Annotated in this window: 11 protein-coding genes; 4 read left to right on the forward strand and 7 right to left on the reverse strand. The window is 72.8% G+C overall.

Features of this window, described 5'->3' with window-relative positions; translation table 11 throughout:
- Position 1 precedes the first annotated feature (1 nt).
- Positions 2–1,393 carry a M1 family metallopeptidase gene (locus tag ACZ7OO_RS20460; protein ID WP_471506245.1) on the reverse strand — a complete coding sequence of 464 codons (1,392 nt, stop codon included), beginning with the start codon at positions 1,391–1,393 and terminating at the stop codon, positions 2–4.
- Between the two features lie 31 nt (positions 1,394–1,424).
- Here ACZ7OO_RS20460 and ACZ7OO_RS20465 point away from each other — a divergent pair, with 31 nt between their 5' ends.
- Together ACZ7OO_RS20465 and ACZ7OO_RS20470 are read left to right on the forward strand one after the other, a co-directional pair.
- Complete coding sequence (locus ACZ7OO_RS20465; protein ID WP_352223594.1) at positions 1,425–1,925, forward strand: hypothetical protein; 501 nt, start codon at positions 1,425–1,427, stop codon at positions 1,923–1,925.
- 126 nt (positions 1,926–2,051) lie between these two features.
- Positions 2,052–7,265: a hypothetical protein gene (locus tag ACZ7OO_RS20470; RefSeq protein ID WP_471506247.1), complete on the forward strand. Its 5,214-nt coding sequence runs from the start codon at positions 2,052–2,054 to the stop codon at positions 7,263–7,265.
- A gap of 19 nt (positions 7,266–7,284) precedes the next feature.
- Here the strand turns inward: ACZ7OO_RS20470 and ACZ7OO_RS20475 are convergent, their stop codons facing one another.
- Positions 7,285–7,971 (reverse strand): pentapeptide repeat-containing protein, encoded by a 687-nt coding sequence (locus ACZ7OO_RS20475; protein ID WP_471506249.1) that lies wholly within the window; start codon positions 7,969–7,971, stop codon positions 7,285–7,287.
- A 222-nt stretch (positions 7,972–8,193) separates the two neighbouring features.
- Positions 8,194–9,111, reverse strand: a complete 918-nt coding sequence (locus ACZ7OO_RS20480; RefSeq protein ID WP_471506251.1) for an aminoglycoside phosphotransferase family protein — start codon at positions 9,109–9,111, stop codon at positions 8,194–8,196.
- Between ACZ7OO_RS20480 and ACZ7OO_RS20485 the strand changes: the two genes are divergently transcribed.
- Positions 9,110–9,766 (forward strand): rhomboid-like protein, encoded by a 657-nt coding sequence (locus tag ACZ7OO_RS20485; RefSeq protein ID WP_471506253.1) that lies wholly within the window; start codon positions 9,110–9,112, stop codon positions 9,764–9,766. The genes ACZ7OO_RS20480 and ACZ7OO_RS20485 overlap by 2 nt on opposite strands.
- Before the next feature lie 9 nt (positions 9,767–9,775).
- The gene (locus ACZ7OO_RS20490) at positions 9,776–11,182 is read left to right on the forward strand and encodes an NAD(P)/FAD-dependent oxidoreductase (RefSeq protein ID WP_471506255.1); all 1,407 of its coding nucleotides are present in this window, start codon (positions 9,776–9,778) and stop codon (positions 11,180–11,182) included.
- Positions 11,183–11,228: 46 nt separating this feature from the next.
- On the opposite strand, the gene ACZ7OO_RS20495 is transcribed toward ACZ7OO_RS20490, so the two are convergent.
- The 4 genes from ACZ7OO_RS20495 to ACZ7OO_RS20510 are packed head-to-tail and all read right to left on the reverse strand — an operon-like array spanning position 11,229 to position 16,180.
- Complete coding sequence (locus ACZ7OO_RS20495) at positions 11,229–12,680, reverse strand: methylaspartate mutase (protein WP_471506257.1); 1,452 nt, start codon at positions 12,678–12,680, stop codon at positions 11,229–11,231.
- Positions 12,677–13,219, reverse strand: coding sequence for a cobalamin B12-binding domain-containing protein (locus tag ACZ7OO_RS20500; RefSeq protein WP_471506258.1), 543 nt, complete (start codon positions 13,217–13,219; stop codon positions 12,677–12,679). Before ACZ7OO_RS20500 ends, ACZ7OO_RS20495 begins: the two co-directional genes overlap by 4 nt.
- Positions 13,212–14,459 carry a type III PLP-dependent enzyme domain-containing protein gene (locus ACZ7OO_RS20505; protein ID WP_471506260.1) on the reverse strand — a complete coding sequence of 416 codons (1,248 nt, stop codon included), beginning with the start codon at positions 14,457–14,459 and terminating at the stop codon, positions 13,212–13,214. Before ACZ7OO_RS20505 ends, ACZ7OO_RS20500 begins: the two co-directional genes overlap by 8 nt.
- Positions 14,456–16,180, reverse strand: a complete 1,725-nt coding sequence (locus tag ACZ7OO_RS20510) for an AMP-binding protein (RefSeq protein WP_471506262.1) — start codon at positions 16,178–16,180, stop codon at positions 14,456–14,458. The genes ACZ7OO_RS20505 and ACZ7OO_RS20510 overlap by 4 nt, the downstream gene beginning before the upstream one ends.
- Positions 16,181–16,436 lie beyond the last annotated feature (256 nt).

Genomic DNA, 16,436 nt, shown 5'->3' on the forward strand with positions numbered 1-16,436 from the left:
CCTACGGCCGGGGCGGCTTGCCGTCGCCGTACAGCCAGGTCTTCCAGATGGGGGAGAAGTCCTTGCCGGGCGCCTTCTTCTCGACATACGCCGTGAACTCGGCGGTGTCCGCGTTGCCGTGCCGGTGAGCGGCGGCCCAGCCCTGGATGATGTCGTAGAACGTGTCGTCGCCGGTCTTCTGGCGGATCTTCTGCAGGACCATCGCGCCCCGGTCGTACACCGGCCGCTCCGAGATGTACGCGGCGCTCGGGGGATTCGCGGGCGGGAACCCCCAGAGGGACGCATCGTCCTCGGGGGTGGCATAGACCTTGGCGGAGGTCTGCTGGGCGCTCGGCCCGTCGTGGTCCTCGGCCCAGAGCCACTCGGCGTAGGTCGCGAAGCCCTCGTTGAGCCAGATGTCCCGCCAGGTCCTCGGGGTGACGGAGTCGCCGTACCACTGGTGGGCCAGTTCGTGGACGAGGGCCTCGGTGTCCGGGGCGCCGGGGAAGACGGGACGGGTCTGGGTCTCCAGGGCGTATCCGAAGTCCGCCGGGCGGTCGACGATCGCGCCGGTGGAGGAGAAGGGACAGGGGCCGAAGTTGTACTGCTCCCACTCCATGATCTCGGGGATCTTCGCCAGCACCGCCCGGCTCGCCTTCACCTGCGTCGGGTCCACGGCGACGTACACCGGCAGGCCGTCGTGGGTGGTGGAGCGGGTGACCGTGTAGTGGCCTACGGCGACCGTGGCGACATAGCTCGCCATCGGCTCGGCGGTGTGCCAGACAAAGGTGGTACGGCCGTTCTTCGTCGTCTCGCTCTTCAGCTCCCCGTTGGAGACGGCCTGGAGGCCCTTCGGGACGGTGACCGTGGTGTCGTACGACGCCTTGTCGGAGGGGTGGTGGTTGCCCGGGAACCAGGCCATGGACCCCACGGGCTCGCCCAGGCCGAGCGCGCCGTCGGCGGTGCGCAGCCAGCCCTCCGTCGAGCCGTCGGGGTCGGTGATCGTCTCCGGGTGGCCCGAGTAGCGCACGGTCGTGCTGAAGGTCTCCCCCTTCGCCAGGTCGTCGTGGGGGCGGACGGTCAGTTCCTGGCCGGCCCAGTTCCAGCGGGCCTCCTCGCCCTCGACGGTGACCTTGTCGACGTGCAGTCCCCGGAGGTCGAGGTCGAAGGCGGACAGGCCCTGGGTGGCCCGGGCGGTGATCGCGGCGGTGCCGGTGAGGCGGTGGGTGCCGGGGTCGTAGCCGATGTCCAGGGTGTAGTGGCTCACGTCGTAGCCGCCGTTGCCCGCCTTCGGGAAGTACGGGTCGCGTACGCCCGCGCCGCCCGGGGTGCCGTGCACCCCGCCATCGCACGCGGCCAGCGTGAGGCAGAGCAGGACCGACGGGATGACGAGCGCGGATCGGGGCACGCACATGATCGTAGGACGCCATGACACCATCGACGACGTGCTCGACATCGGCTACGCCCTCTCCAACCGCTTCCCGGACCCGCCCCAGACCGACTACCGGCGGGTGGACGTCCACGCGCTGCGCCACGACCTGTTCTGCGGGGACGTCTACCTCGCCGACACCAAGGCGGACCGGGAGCTGTCCACAGCCTGGGGATGGGTGCCGGTGCTCGACTTCGCGTGGGCGCTGTGCGACATCGTGGAGCGGATCGACCGCGACCCGGCAGGGTCCCGGGCCGCCCGGCCCCAGCACGCGGAACTCGACTTCACCGAGTCCACGGACCGCATGCTCTTCGAGCGCCGCTTCGGCTGGGTGGACGTCGAGGCCGACTGGATGCCCGCGGAGGAACCCCCGCTCACCTTCTCCCACGCCGAACTTCGCCGGGAATCAAGGGACTTCCTGCACGACCTGCTCGCCGACCTCACCGACATGCACGAGGGGCTGGCCGACAATCCGGCGATCTGGACCCTGCAGGCCCGCTTCCCCCGGGTCTCCTGACTTCCCGGGCGGCTGAACGACCCTCAAGTGTACGGACGTTGACCGCCTGACGAGGCAGGAGTGACAAGTGGGGCGGGAGTCGGCGGAAGGCGTTCCCGCTGTTCCGGCCGCCCGTACGTTGACTCCGTGCGGACGCAGCGACAGGCAGGCGACAGCGGAAAAGACGCCTCTCCCGAGGCCTCCCGGACACCGGTCATCGCCGGGCCCATCGGCTCCGGAAAGCCCGCCGGGCCCGTCGGCTCCGGAAGGCCTGCCGGGCCCGTCGGCTCCGGAAGGCCTGCCGGGCCCACGGAACACGCCCTGCTCGCCCTCCAGGGGAGCGCGGGGAACGCGGCCACCACGCGGGCGCTGCGGGAGGGTAAGGGGAAGGGTGCCTTCCGGCCGCCGGCGGCACGGAACCGGCCCACGCCGCCGCCCCGTATCGAGGAGGAACGCACCGATCCCGGGCTCGTGCTGCCGTCGTACCTCATGGAGTTCCAGGCCGCCGGGCTGTCCACGGCGTACGGGCTGACCGGGCACGAGTTCGTGGGCAACGCCGTGGCCGCCGTGGTCGGCCACGGCGACGGCCAGGTCGCCGCGGTCGCCGCCGACCTGGCCGGGCGCCCCGAGTCGTTCTACGGGCAGGGCCGCGCCTTCGCGGTCCAGGGCAGGAACGGCAAGGAGTGGTTCGACGTCACCGTCACCGTCTCCCGCGCCCGCGACGACCGGCCGCCGGTCTTCCATCCCAAGGACCTGCTCGCGAACACCGTGCCGGACCCGGACGGAGCGCCGCTCGCCGCGGTGGACGAGGCCGAGGGCAAGGACACCAAGGTCGACGTCCAGCACAACACCGCCGCGACCGTCGCGACCACCGCGAGCGGTGGGTCCGGCAAGGGCCTGGGCGGGATGGCCTTCGGGCTCGCGCCCGTCGTACCCGGGCTGTGGCTGGGCGGTGCCGGGCTGGCGAACGCGCAGCCCTGGCAGTCGTCGCGGGAGTCCCGCAGCCAGCGCAACCTGGCCGAACCGCGGGTGCTGCGCAGCGAGAAGGGCTCCGTCGAGGCGCCGCGCAACGTGCGGTACGGCGTACGGATCAAGAAGCACGGCGCCGCGAACGAGCAGACCTTCCGCGGCTCGGGCACCCTCACCCAGCGGGTGCCCACCGAACACCTCGTCCCGGCGGGCGCCCAGGCACCCGGCGCTCCGCAGCCCCTCCAGGCGGACACCGCCCGGCGCGTCTCGCTCGCCGACTCGATGGCCCCGGTCGCCGTGACGGACAGCGCGGCCCCGCACCAGGGCGGCGGCGGGCTCTTCGACGCGGTCGCCGGCGTCCTGCACCCCTCGCTCACCGCACCCGGCGCACCCGGCCGCGCCCGGCTCTACGAGGCGACCTCCGCGGCGACCGTCCTGGAGGACATGCCACGGCTGCTGCGCGACGGCGTCGTCGGCGAGGACCTGGCGGCCAAGGACGGCAGCAGCGTGGGCAGCTACCGCATGCACGCCGAGATCACCGGTATGTCGCCCGCCTGGGGTACCGGCGGGACCCAGCTGCGCACCCATCAGCAGACCCAGCACACGGTCACCGAGAGCGCGGGCAAGGGGCGCGCCGTCACGGGCGGCCTGGGTCCGGCCATCGGCGTCGGAGCGGCCGGGAACGCCGCCGTCGTCCGGGCCACGGCCATGCCGGTCGCGGCGGCCCGCAAGGCGCGGTTCACCGTGGCCGAGCAGACCGTGTCGAGCCGCCAGGGTGCGGAGGTGCGCGGCGACAAGGTGCTCTACCAGGGAACCGTTCAGTTCACCGTGGAGGGCACCGGCCCGCGTTCGGCCGGGATGGTCCTGCGTCCCGGGACCCGGGTCGCCCGGCACTCGATGCGGGTCTGGATGAGCCTGCGCGCCGACGAGGCACGGTCGCTCGGGCTGCCGCTGCCGCCCGGCACCGAGGCCAAGGAGTTCATCGAGAAGCCCAAGCGGACCGACGAGAACGGCAACGAGGTCGACGTCGAGCGGCACCTCCCCTTCGGCGCCATGGGCTCCAGCGTCACCCTCAGCCAGCTGGACACCGGCCCCATGGTCCGCGCCGTACAGGAGCTGTTCGCGACCGATCCCCGGCTGGCCGGCTATCTGCCCGCCTTCGGCACCGACGCGCGCGCCACGCCCCCGTCCAAGGAGGAGGCCGCCGACCAGCGGCGCAACCACCGCGAGCTGATGGCCGCCCTGTCCGAGACCAACCTGCGGGTCAACAAGGACCAGCTGACCTCGACCGGCATCCGGGTGCGGCTGCGCCGCAAGACCACGCTGCACGCGCACGACGTGCAGATCCGCGTCACAGGGCAGCTCCGCGAGACCGGCTACCTTGGCGACACCGACGACTGGCTGGTGCGCAGCCACTCCGGTGTCACCGGCAACACGCAGAGCGGACGCAGCAGTTCACGCTCGATCGGCGGTCTCGTGCTCGGGCAGGCCAGGATCCTGCCCGGCATCCTGACCGGCTCGGCCCGCTACGAGAAGCACCGCTCCGGCACCCGCCGCAACCAGGCCGGCCCCACCACCCGCACGGATGTCCTCACCAACGGCTCCGAGAAGGCCAGCACCTTCGGGGCGGCCCTGCGCCTCGACGTCGACGTCACCATGACCTCCCGGCAGCGCAAGCTCGGCCGGGCCCTCACCCCCGGCTCCCCGGGCCAGGACGCGCCCGAGCCGAAGCGGCTGGCCGGACTGCATCTGGACGAGCAGGACGTACGGCTGGTCACCCCCACGGAGTTCACCCTCGACGAGGAGGGCAGGCGGCGGCAGGACGCGGTGGGCGACCGGCGGCGGGCGCAGGCCCCGCGGCCCGAGCACGCCGTCACCGCCGAGGGCATCGGCGACCTGGCCACGCTCGTGCCCCGGCCGTCCGTCGGACAGCCGCTGCGGGACTGGCAGCTGGTGGAGACGGTCGGCGACGGACAGGCCGTCCGGGACCTCGCCTTCCAGCTGCTGTCCCGGGCCGCCGCCCGCAACAAGGGCGTACGCGAGGATCCGGCGCTGCAGACGGAGGGGCTCGCGCCGCGGCTGGCGATCGAGGAACGGTTCGGCCCGCAGGCCATCACGGCGTCGCTGCGGCAGGCCGCGTCCTCCGGGTGGGTGGTGAAGAACCTGCGCTATCCGCGGCGGCTCGCCGCGCTGAACGGGGCCGTGGGCACCCGGCTCACACTGACCAACCCGAAGTTCGTGCACCAGGGCGCGGGTCCCGGCACGGAGACCTTCGTGCTCGGCGGGCACCAGGCCGCCGGTCAGGAGGGGGAGGGCACCACCAGCACGTGGCAGTTCGGCGCCACCGGCTCGGAGAACGGCGCCGAGTGGCGCCTGGGCCAGGGTCTGTCCGGGAACCGCACCAGCAGCGAGGGCGACGCCCGCACCGCGGCCCTGTCCGGCACGGTCGAGCGCAACGCCCACACCCCGAAGAAGGCGCCGCTCTACCTGGTCCAGTGCGACCTGCTCGTCACCATGGTCGCCGAGGTCAAGGTCACCGGCGGCGGCCTCTACGTGGCGACGGACGCCCGCACCCTGCCGGCCGAGGCGGCGGTGTGGCTGACGGAGGCACAGCTGCCGGCGTCGATCCGCAGACAGCTGAAGCTCGACCCCGAACCGGCGCCGGCGGCGACGACGTCCCGGCCGGGGCAGCGACCGGCCGAGAGTTCCCGGGCGGGCGCCGAGCGCGAGGCCCGGGAGGGGACCCGCGCCACGGGTACGACGGACACGGCCGGGTCCACCACGTCCGCGGCGACGCGCACCGGCCCGTCCCCGTCCTTCGGCCGCTCGCTGCCCCTCGGTTTCGGCATGATCGAGAAACTGCCGAACTTCGTGCCGCTGCTGGCCCGGCTGCGTACCCGCCTCGCGGAGAGCGGGCAGCAGAGCCTGGCCGACGACCTGCTGCCCCGGCGGCAGCTGGCGGACCGCAACGACAACGTGCAACGGCTGCTGCGTGTCCTGGACCGCGACGGCAGCACCGGGCTGCTCTCCGGCGCCATGGACGGCGGGGTCACCGTCGAGCTGTTCGACGGCCGCAAGACCCCCTACTGGGCGGTGTTCAAGGTCAACCGCCTGGGCGAGGGCACCTACGACGGTGCTGCGGACGACGGCCGCGACCTGGAGTACATCACCGCGGCCGTCGCCCAGCAGGCCACCTCACACGACGAGGGCGTGACGACCGGCGCGGAGGGGATCTTCGCCGGCTCCGGCAAACCGGACGGCGGGGCCGGTCAGCTGAAGAGCATGGGCGGTGCGGCGGGACTCGGCGTCGGCTCGGGCGGCTCGCGGCGCTCCGGCGCGGTCGGCCGCGGCCAGCTCGGCATGAAGACGGTCGCGGAGGCGAAGACCGCGAAGTCGTCGAAGATGCGGGTGCCGATCGAGGCGACCCTCGAACTGCACCGCGGCGACCGCCGGCTGGCGCTGGTCTCCCTGGGCCGCCAGGCGCTGACCCACCGCGTCCTGGAGAAGGACCTCACCGCCCTCGGCCGGCTGACCGCGCCCCGCCACCAGCCGGTGGCACCCGCTCCCGGCCCGCAGGACGACCGCCCGGCCGCGCTCGGCAGCTGGCGCTCCGGGGGTGTGCGGCTGCCGATGGAGGCGCAGGTGAACGGTTTCCAAGGAGCCCCGCAGGTAAGGGAGCTGGTCAGCTCCGCGGTGCGGGAGGCGGGCGGCGGCGACCGCTTCCGGACCAAGGGCCAGGCCGCCGCGTACACCCTGAACGAGGCCGTCTCCACCGAGTGGCTGATCGCGTCGCTGCCGCTGCTGACCTCCGCCGGGGCCGAGCTGCCGCCGGTGCACGCCACGGGAGCGGCGGGCCAGGACCTGCGGGCTTCCCTGCACGCGCGGCTGCGGGACGGGCGGGTGCTGGGCGTCGGCGACAAGATGACCTTCGAGACGGTGGGGCAGAGCCACCTGGACGCGCCCCGGCCCACCCAGACGGACGGCCAGAGCTCGGCCGAGCACGGCAGGTCGGCGCGTGGCCTGGTGGGGGCGGGGCTGCTCAACGCCGACGAGTTCCGTCTCAACCAGCTGTTGGGCAACGCCGGTGGCTCCGGCGGCGCGGCCGACGCGGCGGTGAACGCGTCGGGTTCGATGCCGCTGCACAAGCCCAAGTTCGCGTCGGTCCTGGTGCAGTTCACGCTGGACGTGCGGGTGGTGGCGAGGGTGAGCAACCGTATGCGCTCCGGCCGTACCGGCACCGCCGTGCGGGAGCTGACCCTGCCCCGGCCGGTGGTGGTCCGCATGCCGGAACCGGCGGTCCGCCGCATGCTGGCCGAACAGCAGGCTCAACTCCGGGATCCGGACGACCATCTGGGCCTGAGAAGGGCGGCCGCGGCCGCGCCCCAGGACTGATCACCGCGGCCGGCCGGGCTCACCCCTCCACGCGGATCCCCAGCTGCCCCGCCAGCACCGGTGCCAGATCCAGCAGTTGGGACATGCTGATCACCGCCCCGGCCAGTCGCTCCACCCCGCTGGTGATCTCCAGGGACGCCGCGCCCCGCAGATCGACGTCCTTCATCGTCACCCCCCTGAAGTCGGCCTCCTTCAGGGTGCAGTCGATGAATTCCACCCGCTCCAGGACGGCGTCGCCGAAGTCCGGCTCCACCAGGACACAGCCCTCGAAGACCACGTCTCTGAGCTTGGCAGTGCGGAGGTTGAGGTAGTCGATCTTGCCGCCGCGGATCACCACACGCTCCAGGACGGAACCGTGCAGCTGGGTGCCGCCCAGGCGGGCGTCGACCAGCTCGACATCGCGCAGGGTCGCCTCGGAGAGGTTGGTGCCGACGCCCCTTGGCCCCGTGAGAACCGTGTCCAGCAGACGGGCGTGACGCAGCCCCGTCTCGTCGAAGGCACAGCCCGTCAGCGCGCAGTCCATGAAACGCGCGCCCGCCGCATCCTGTCCGACGAAGTCCGCCTCCCGGAACTCCAGCCCGTCGTAGTCCCCGTCCGGCTCCAGCTCCCCGCCACCCCAGGGCTCCAGCTCGGGCAGCCGCACCTCCGGCCGCCGCGCGCCCTTCACCTTGCCACCACCGGACCCACCGGCCCCTGTCCTCGCCATGCCCCCCATCTTGCAGGCAGCCACTGACAATCGCCCCGACCTGCGGAAACGGCCGGAAGCGGCCCGCATCGACGCCGAGAACCCAGGGGGCTGAGCCGGTGGGCCGCCGGCGAAGCCGCCGAAACACGGCGCCGCCGCCGCGCCCCCGTGACGGGGCCGGTCAGCTGACGGTGAAGCCGGTGTGGCACGACTTCGCCGCCGAGGACCCCATGGCGGAGCCGGTCAGCTGAGCAGTCTGCGGGCGATTTCCAGCTGGGCCGCGCCGGGGCGCCTGGCGTCCTCGATGGTCCAGACGGCGTTCTGCAGGACCCTGCCCAGGGTCCAGGCGCGGGACCGGGCCCGGTCCAGGCCGAGGATGTCCGTCAGGGCGTCGAAGCGCGGGCGCACCTCCTCGGCGTCGAAGCGGTTCCACAGCGCCGGGAAGAGCTCGAAGCCGGGGTCGCCCACGAGCGGTTTTGGGTCGATGGCGAGCCATGGTGCCCGGTCGGAGGCGAGGACGTTCTCGAAGTGGAGATCCCAGTGGAGGAGGCGGTCACCGGGTTCACCGGCGACCTCGCGCAGGGCCGCCGCGCAGTCCGTGAGCAGACGGCGTTCGGCGGGGTCGGGGTGGCGGGGCAGTGCCGCCGCGGCCCGTTCCACCAGCGTCTTCGCGATGTCGCCGAGGTGCCGCAGCCCGGCCGGGGCCTCGGTGGCCGTCAGCCGGGCCAGCAGACGGGCCACGACCTGGGTCGCCTCGCGGGAGTCGGGAAGGTCGGCGAGCCTCCGTCCCGCGTCGAGCCGTTCGAGCAGCAGGGTGCCGGTCTCGTCGTCGGAGTCGAGGAGCCGGACCGCGCCGTCCCCGTCCCAGGCCCGCAGCGCGACCGGCTCGCCGACGGTCTCCTCGTCGACGTCCTGGAGTTTCAGCACGGCCCGGGCGCCGTCGCCTGTTCGCAGTACGGGCAGGACCAGTGCGCAGCGGCCGTACATCGACGGGCCGTCCGGCCGTAGACCCCAGCCGTCCAGGAAGCGCTCGGCCCGGCCGGGGAGCGAGGCGACGAAGGCGCGGCCCCCCTCTCCGCCGTACCGCTCGTGCTGGGCGATCAGGGCCGCCGGAATGTCAATCACCCGCACGACGTTACGACCGTGCGTGAATCGCCTCATGCGAATTTTCGGGGGCCTCGGCGACAAGGCGTGGGCGTATGTCCGCAGCGCCCCCGGCACATACGTGTGGCTGGCGGTTCTCTTCGTGACGACTGTCGCGCTGCACCACATGTCAACGGAGTTCGAACAGCAGTTCCTGCGGCAGCGGTCCACCAACATCCACGAGCTGTCCGACAATCCGCTGCGCGTGCTGGTCGCCAGTGCGATGTGGATCGAGGGCGGGAACTGGGTGCCGTACGCCTTCCTCTACACCGTCTTCCACGCCCCGGCGGAACGGTGGCTCGGTACGGTCCGCTGGCTGGTGGTGTGCGTGGCCGCGCATGTGCTGGCCACCCTGATCAGCGAGGGTGCGCTGCTGAAGGGCATCCATGACGGCATCGCCCCGCACTCCGCGGTCAACACCATGGACATCGGGGTGAGTTACGCGCTGGCCGGGATGATGGCGGTGCTCGCGTACCGGATCGCGACGCCCTGGCGGTATCCGTACATCGCGGTCATTCTGCTCGTCTACGGGCTGCCGCTGACCGATTCGCCCACCTTCACCGACCTCGGACATTTCGTCGCCTCGCTGATCGGTCTCTCCTGCTATCCGCTGGTCAGAGGCCGCGGAAAAGCATGGAATCCGAAGGAGACACTGGCCGCCCTCAAGGGTTAACGTCCGGACATGAGCAGCTCGGCAAGCAGTGTCGTCAACGGCGGCATCTCCTTCTGGTACGCGAACGACGGCCTCCCGGCGGTACGGGAGCCGCTCGACGGGGACGCCACCGCGGATGTGGTGATCGTGGGCGGCGGGTACACGGGACTGTGGACCGCGTACTACCTGAAGAAGGCCGCCCCCTTCCTCCGTATCACGGTCCTGGAGCAGAAGTTCTGCGGCTACGGCGCCTCAGGGCGCAACGGCGGCTGGCTCTACAACGGCATCGCCGGCCGCGACCGGTACGCCGCGCTGCACGGCCACGAGGCCGCCGTACGGCTGCAGAAGGCCATGAACGACACCGTCGACGAGGTCGTGGCGGTCGCCGCGGCCGAGGGGATCGACGCCGACCTGCACAAGGGTGGGGTGCTCGAGGTGGCCACCGCTCCGGCGCAGTTGGCCCGGCTGAAGGCCTTCCACGAGCACGAGCTGTCGTACGGCGAGAAGGACCGCGTGCTGTACGGCGCCGGGGAGACCCGGGAGCGGATCCGTGTCGCGGACGCGGTGGGCTCGACCTGGACCCCGCACGGCGCCCGACTGCACCCGGTGAAGCTGGTGAAGGGGCTGGTGGCGGCCGTGGAGGCGCTGGGAGTGCGGATCCACGAATCGACGCCCGTGACCGAGATCCGGCCCAAGCACGCCGTCACGCCGTACGGCACGGTCCGCGCCCCGTACGTCCTGCGCTGTACCGAGGGTTTCACCGCGAACCTCAAGGGGCAGCGGCGCACCTGGCTGCCGATGAACTCCTCGATGATCGCCACCGAGCCGCTGACCGAGGAGCAGTGGGAGTCGGTGGGCTGGGCCGGGCTGGAGACCCTCGGCGACATGGCGCACGCCTATATGTACGCCCAGCGCACGGCCGACGGGCGGATCGCGCTCGGCGGGCGCGGGGTGCCGTACCGGTTCGGGTCGCGGACGGACAACGACGGGCGGACGCAGGCGGCGACGGTCGAGGCGTTGCGGGAGATCCTCGTGCGGTTCTTCCCGGCGCTCGCGGGGGTGGGGATCGAACACGCCTGGTCCGGGGTGCTCGGGGTGCCCCGGGACTGGTGCGCGACGGTCACCCTGGACCGTTCGACGGGGCTCGGCTGGGCGGGCGGGTACGTCGGCTCCGGCGTCGCCACCACCAACCTCGCGGGCCGGACGCTGCGGGACCTCGTCCAGCTCGACTCCGGGCAGGCCGGCCGCACCGACCTGACCGAGTTGCCGTGGGTGAACCACAAGGTCCGCAAGTGGGAGCCGGAGCCCTTCCGCTGGCTCGGCGTCCAGGGCATGTACGCCACCTATCGCGCCGCCGACCAGCGCGAACGGCTCCACCCGAGCAGCGAGTCGTCCCGGCTGGCCCGGGTCGCGGACCGGGTGGCCGGACGGCACTGACGCGCCTGACAGGACGGTACCGAGCAGGCGCCCCCGACCAGGGCGGTCAGCCGGACGGCAGACCGTGCCGGGGGGCTACGGCCGCGTCGGCCCTGGTGCGGACATAGGTCAGGTCGGCCAGCAGACCGGCAGAGGTCACGGTGCGGTGGCGGCGCGGCTTCACCAGGTGGCCGATCGGGAGGGCTCCGGTGTCCTCCCAGCGCAGCCAGCCGTCGGTGTCGATGTAGCTCCGGGTGCTGCCGGCGTTGTCCGGGTGCAGGCAGTAGGGAATGTCGAGGTAGCCGTTCCGGAAGGCGAGCAGCAGCGCCCGGGAGAGGTCCGGGTGCAGGTCGAGCACCGCTTCGACGAGTGCGGCGGCCTCCTGGTAGGTGCCGGTCGCGATCACCGAGTCCGCCGACGGGAGGACGGGCGGGGGCGCGGCCTCGGCCACGGCGCCCGCGTGCTCCAGGGCCTCGACGTTCTCCTGGACGGTGGGGATGCGCAGGGACTCCGCGGTCGTCTTGACGATGAGGCGCTCCGCTCCCGTGCCGACCGCCAGTTCAGCGGCCTGGGCGAGCAACTTCCGGGCCCCCTGCGGGGTTTGCGGGTAGACGCCCATGTAGGCGTAGACGACGACGTGCCATTCCTCGGTGGGCAGCAGGTCGGCGCAGAGCCGACGCAGGGCGGCGACGGCCTCGCGGTCCTGCGCGGCGGACGTCTGCTGCGCATAGCTGACGGACACGCTGCGCACTCCGTGCCGGACGAAGAACAGCGCCTCCAGCACGCTGATCGCCACGAGTTGGCTCGGCGGGCACAACTGGCCGAGCATGCAGCCGCCGAACGTCTCCAGGTGCGGCTCCAGTCCGGACTCCCGCAGCCCCGCGTACAGTTCGCAGGCGGCCGCCCACTCGGCCATCGATTCGGCGAGCGGTGTTCTGCCGTACGGCAGACAGTAGGAGATGGGGCCTCCCTCGCTGGCGTCCAGGCCCAGCTCCGCCAGGGTGCGGAAGATCCTGAGCGGGCGTGCGGAACCGTGCCTGACCTGTACCGGGAAGTCCTCGTCCCGGATACCGGCGAGGACCTGCCCGGTGACCGCGGCGGGGTGGCTGACGATCGGGTAGCCGTTGAGCGGGACACCGGCGCGCAGGGCACTCGCAGCCGCCTCCCACCGGCCGACGCGGGTGTGGGAGTCGAGCGTCACGGTACCCACGGTCCGCGCCCGCGCAGCCCGCGTCGCCGCGAGCCCGTCCCGCATGGCCCGCGGATCACCGAACCCCATCCGCGGCTGCACCACCAGTCGGCCGTGCCCCCCGTAGGCCCGCACAAACCCACCGAACCCGGCCCCACCGAGACGCCCGGCACTCACCGCGGACGGGGCCGTGGGGAGCACGGCCGGGGCGGGTCCCGCCGTCGCCGTGCCGGTCCGGGTCTCGGTCGGGACTGGACGCGAACGGGACGCGCCGGTCCGCTCGCCGGCCGGGACCGGGTCGTGCGGCGGGTTCGCGGGGTGGGCCGTCATGCGGGGACGCCGATCGTGGACTTGGTGGGGCGGCGGGGTTCGGGGGTGCGGTCGGCGGGGGTGTCCAGGACGCCGACGAAGCGCCGGAAGGCGGCCAGGGTCTCGGCGCCGTCCTCGAAGACCGCGTCGAAGCCGGCGGCCACGAGTTCCGCGGCGTGCGAGGTCGTGCCCCCGTCGACGCCGAGCTTTCCGCCGATCGCGATGGGCGTGGCGGCCAGCAGGTCGTCCGCTCTCAGCCGCCGGATGACACGCAGCCCGTCCTGGTAGCCGTGACCGTTGACGCTGCTGACGACCACCGCCGCCGGGCGGATGTCCCGGCACCGCTCCAGCAGCAGGTCGTCGGGCACGCACGGGCCGAGGTTCACGACGTGGTAGCCCAGTTCCTCCAGGAACAGTTGCAGGAAGACGAGGTTCCAGGTGTGGGAGTCGGAGGCCACGGTGGTGACGATGATCGTGGGGCGCCGCCGGTCGGGCCGGCCGGCCGGCACCGGGTCCCGGCCCGTCGCGCCCTCGTCGGGGTGTGCCGGCGCGTCAGTCATGCGGCGACCCCCCGCTCCGGTAGCTGCGGCTGCGTTCGATGCGGGAGACGGACACGATCTCGTCACCGTCGACCACCACCTCCACGGGCGAGGGCCGGCCGAGGAACATCAGCAGGCTCGACGTGGGTCCGTAGGCACCGGTGTTGGGAATGCGCACGAGATCGCCGGGGGCGAGGTCCGGCACCGTCACCTCGCGGCCCAGGACGTCGCCCGGCGTGCACAACGGGCCCACCAGGCTGGCCTGTTCGGTCGGCAGGCCGTTCTCCACCTCCACCGACACCGGCAGCAGCCGGCCGAGGCCCGACATACCCCCGAAGACGTTGATGCCGCCGTCGAGGATCACGAACTTCCGGCCGCGGCTGACCTTCACGTTGCTCACCGAGGCGATCAGGGTGCCGCTGTCGCCCACCAGGTAGCGCCCCGACTCGACGGCGATCCGCGGTCGGCCCTCCCGCCAGCCGGGGAAGCGCAGGTCCAGGTCGGCCGCGAGTTCCCCGGCCAGTTTCGGATACCTGGCCCGGTCGCCGGCCCGGCCGTAGGGGACGGAGAAGCCGCCGCCGATGTCCAGTACGCGCAGCGGCAGTTGCAGCTCGTCCTGGATCCGGGCGGCGGTTTCGACGGTGTGCCGCAGCTCCCCGATGAGGGCCTCCTCGTCGCGGGCGTTGCTCTGCGAGAAGAGGTGCAGCCCGGCGATCGAGGTCCCCGGGACGGCCTTCAGCGCGGCGGCGAGTCCGGGAAGGTCCTCGCTGTCGATGCCGAACTGGCTGGCCTTACCGGTCATCCGGACGCCGCTGGCGGCGCTGGCGGTGGCGCTGTTGATCCGCAGCAGGCAGTCGGCGACCACCCCGCTCCCGGCCGCCGCCTCGCCGATGTGCTCCAGGTCGGTGAGGGACTCGGCGGAGAACAGGCCCACGCCGCTGCCCACGGCCTCCCGCAGCTCTCCCGGGGTCTTGCCGGGACCGGTGTAGAGGATGTCACCGCCGGCGTAGCCGGCCTCCAGGGCGGTGGCCAGTTCACCGGTCGAGCTGATCTCCGCCCGGCAGCCGGGGCCGGGGCCCTCGCGCAGGGCCCGTACCAGTTCGGGGTGGGGGTTGGCCTTGAAGGCGTAGTAGACCTCGACGCCCTCGGGCAGCCAGCCGAACAGGTCACGGCGTGCGGCGCGCACGCGCGAGAGGTCGTAGACGTAGAGCGGGGTTCCGTACTGTTCGGCCAGCTCCTGGTGGGCCGCCCGGCCGGTCATCGCCGGGCCGCTTCGAGCAGTTGGGCCAGTTCCCGGCGGGCGTTCTTGCCGTGCGGCGTGAGCGGGAACTCGGACAGGACCCGGCATTCGGCGGGCATCTTGGCGACCTCCAGGCGTTGCATCAGTTCTCGGGTGACCGTGCGGGGACTCAGGTCGCTCTCCACGAACAGCGTCAGGTCGTGCCGGTCGTCCGGCGGCAGCGCCGCGGCGGCCCGCACCCCGGGGATGTCGAGCGCCGCGCTCTCGATCTCGACGGTGCTCATCCGGAAGCCCTTGCGCTTGAACATGTCGTCGCGGCGGCCCTGGAAGTACAGGTAGCCGTCCGCGTCGAGGCTGCCGTAGTCACCGGTGTGCAGGCGCAGTCCGCGGCCGGCCGGATCGGGCCGGAAACTGCGTGCGGTGGCCTCCGGGTTGCGCCAGTAACCGCTCATCACGTGCGGTCCGGTCACCACGATCTCGCCCGTCTCGCCGGGTGGCAGCGGCCGGCCCGCCTCGTCGAGGATGAGCACCTCGGTGCCGGGCAGCGGACGGCCGACGCTGTCCGGGCGTTCCAGCTCCTCCTCCGCGGGCATCACGGTGATCCGCTTGGCCTCGGTCTGCCCGTACTGGCGCACCACGCGCGCGCCGGGAAACAGGTCCCGCAGGGCGGTGATGGTGGCGGCGGGCAGGGCGGCGCCGGTGTTGGTGAACAGGCGCACCGGCGGCCGGTCGCCGGTGTCCCGGCGGGCCAGGCCGACGATCATGGAGGCCAGGGAGGGGACGATGGGCACCACGGTCACGCCCGTCTCGCGCATGCGGCGCAGCAGCGTGAAGTCGGACTCCCCGTCGGCGAGGACGATCTCGCAGCGGGCGATGCAGGTCATCAGGACCTTGTAGAGGCCGTAGTCCCAGGACATGGGGAACCGGCAGAACACGACGTCGTCCGCCCGGTAGCCGAGCGCGTGGACGAGGGCCTCGGCGGCGAACACCACCGCGGAGTGCGGGCAGACCACGGCCTTGGGGGCCGCAGTGCTGCCCGAGGTGTAGATGAGCGTCGCCACATCGGAGGGCGCGACGGGGACCGCCGCCGGCTCCGACCCGGCGATCGAAGCAGGCACAGCGGAGGCCGCCACCGGGCCCGCCGACACCTCCGACCCGGCGATCGAAGCAGGCACAGCGGAGGCCGCCACCGGGCCCGCCGACACCTCCGACCCGGCGATCGAAGCAGGCTCCGCTTCCGCCACATCGGAGGCCGCCAACAGCTGCCGGCCGGCCGTCGGAACGGGCTCCGCTTCCGGTGTCGTCCATACCTCCGTCACGTCGTGGACGGGTGCGGTGGTGACGGCTCGCAGGCGGGCCACGCCCGCCGTGTCCGTCAGGACGAGGGCCGGCTCGGCGTCGGCGGCGACGGAGCGCAGATGGAAGGGCTTCATCGCGGGGTTCACGGGCACGAAGACCGCACCGAGGCTCACGGTGCCGTAGAACATGGCGGCCAGGTGGCGGCTGCTGGGCAGCTGGACCAGCAGCCGGTCGCCGGGGCGCACCCCGCGGGCGGCCAGCCAGCCGGCGAACGCCCTGCTGTGGTGGGCGAGTTGGGCGTAGGTCCAGCTTCCGGTGGAGTCCCGTACGGCGGGCCGGTCGGGGGCGTCGGCCGCGGCCGCGTCGAGCAGACCGTGCACCAGACCGCGGGGTCCGGCGGCGTCGGCCGCCGCCTGCGGGATCACATGCGGATGGGTTGCCAATTCAGCTCTCCGATCTGCCTGTTCCGGCGGCGGTGCGCCGGGTTCGGGCGAAGACGCGCACCGCCGGGCCGCCGGGGGGCGGGGAGGGGGGTGGCGGGATGCGCAGTCAGCTCACCACCGGCTTCTGACAATCGGCTCACCTTCGGCTACCGACGCGCTAGCGAGGCTGGTCGGGGCCGTGCCCTGCCTCGTGACCAGCGCTTCGGTAGCCGTCGAGGACCGGATCGTTAGGACCGGCTGCTGTGCTGATGTCCGA

Source organism: Streptomyces sp. NPDC111744 (assembly GCF_055634995.1).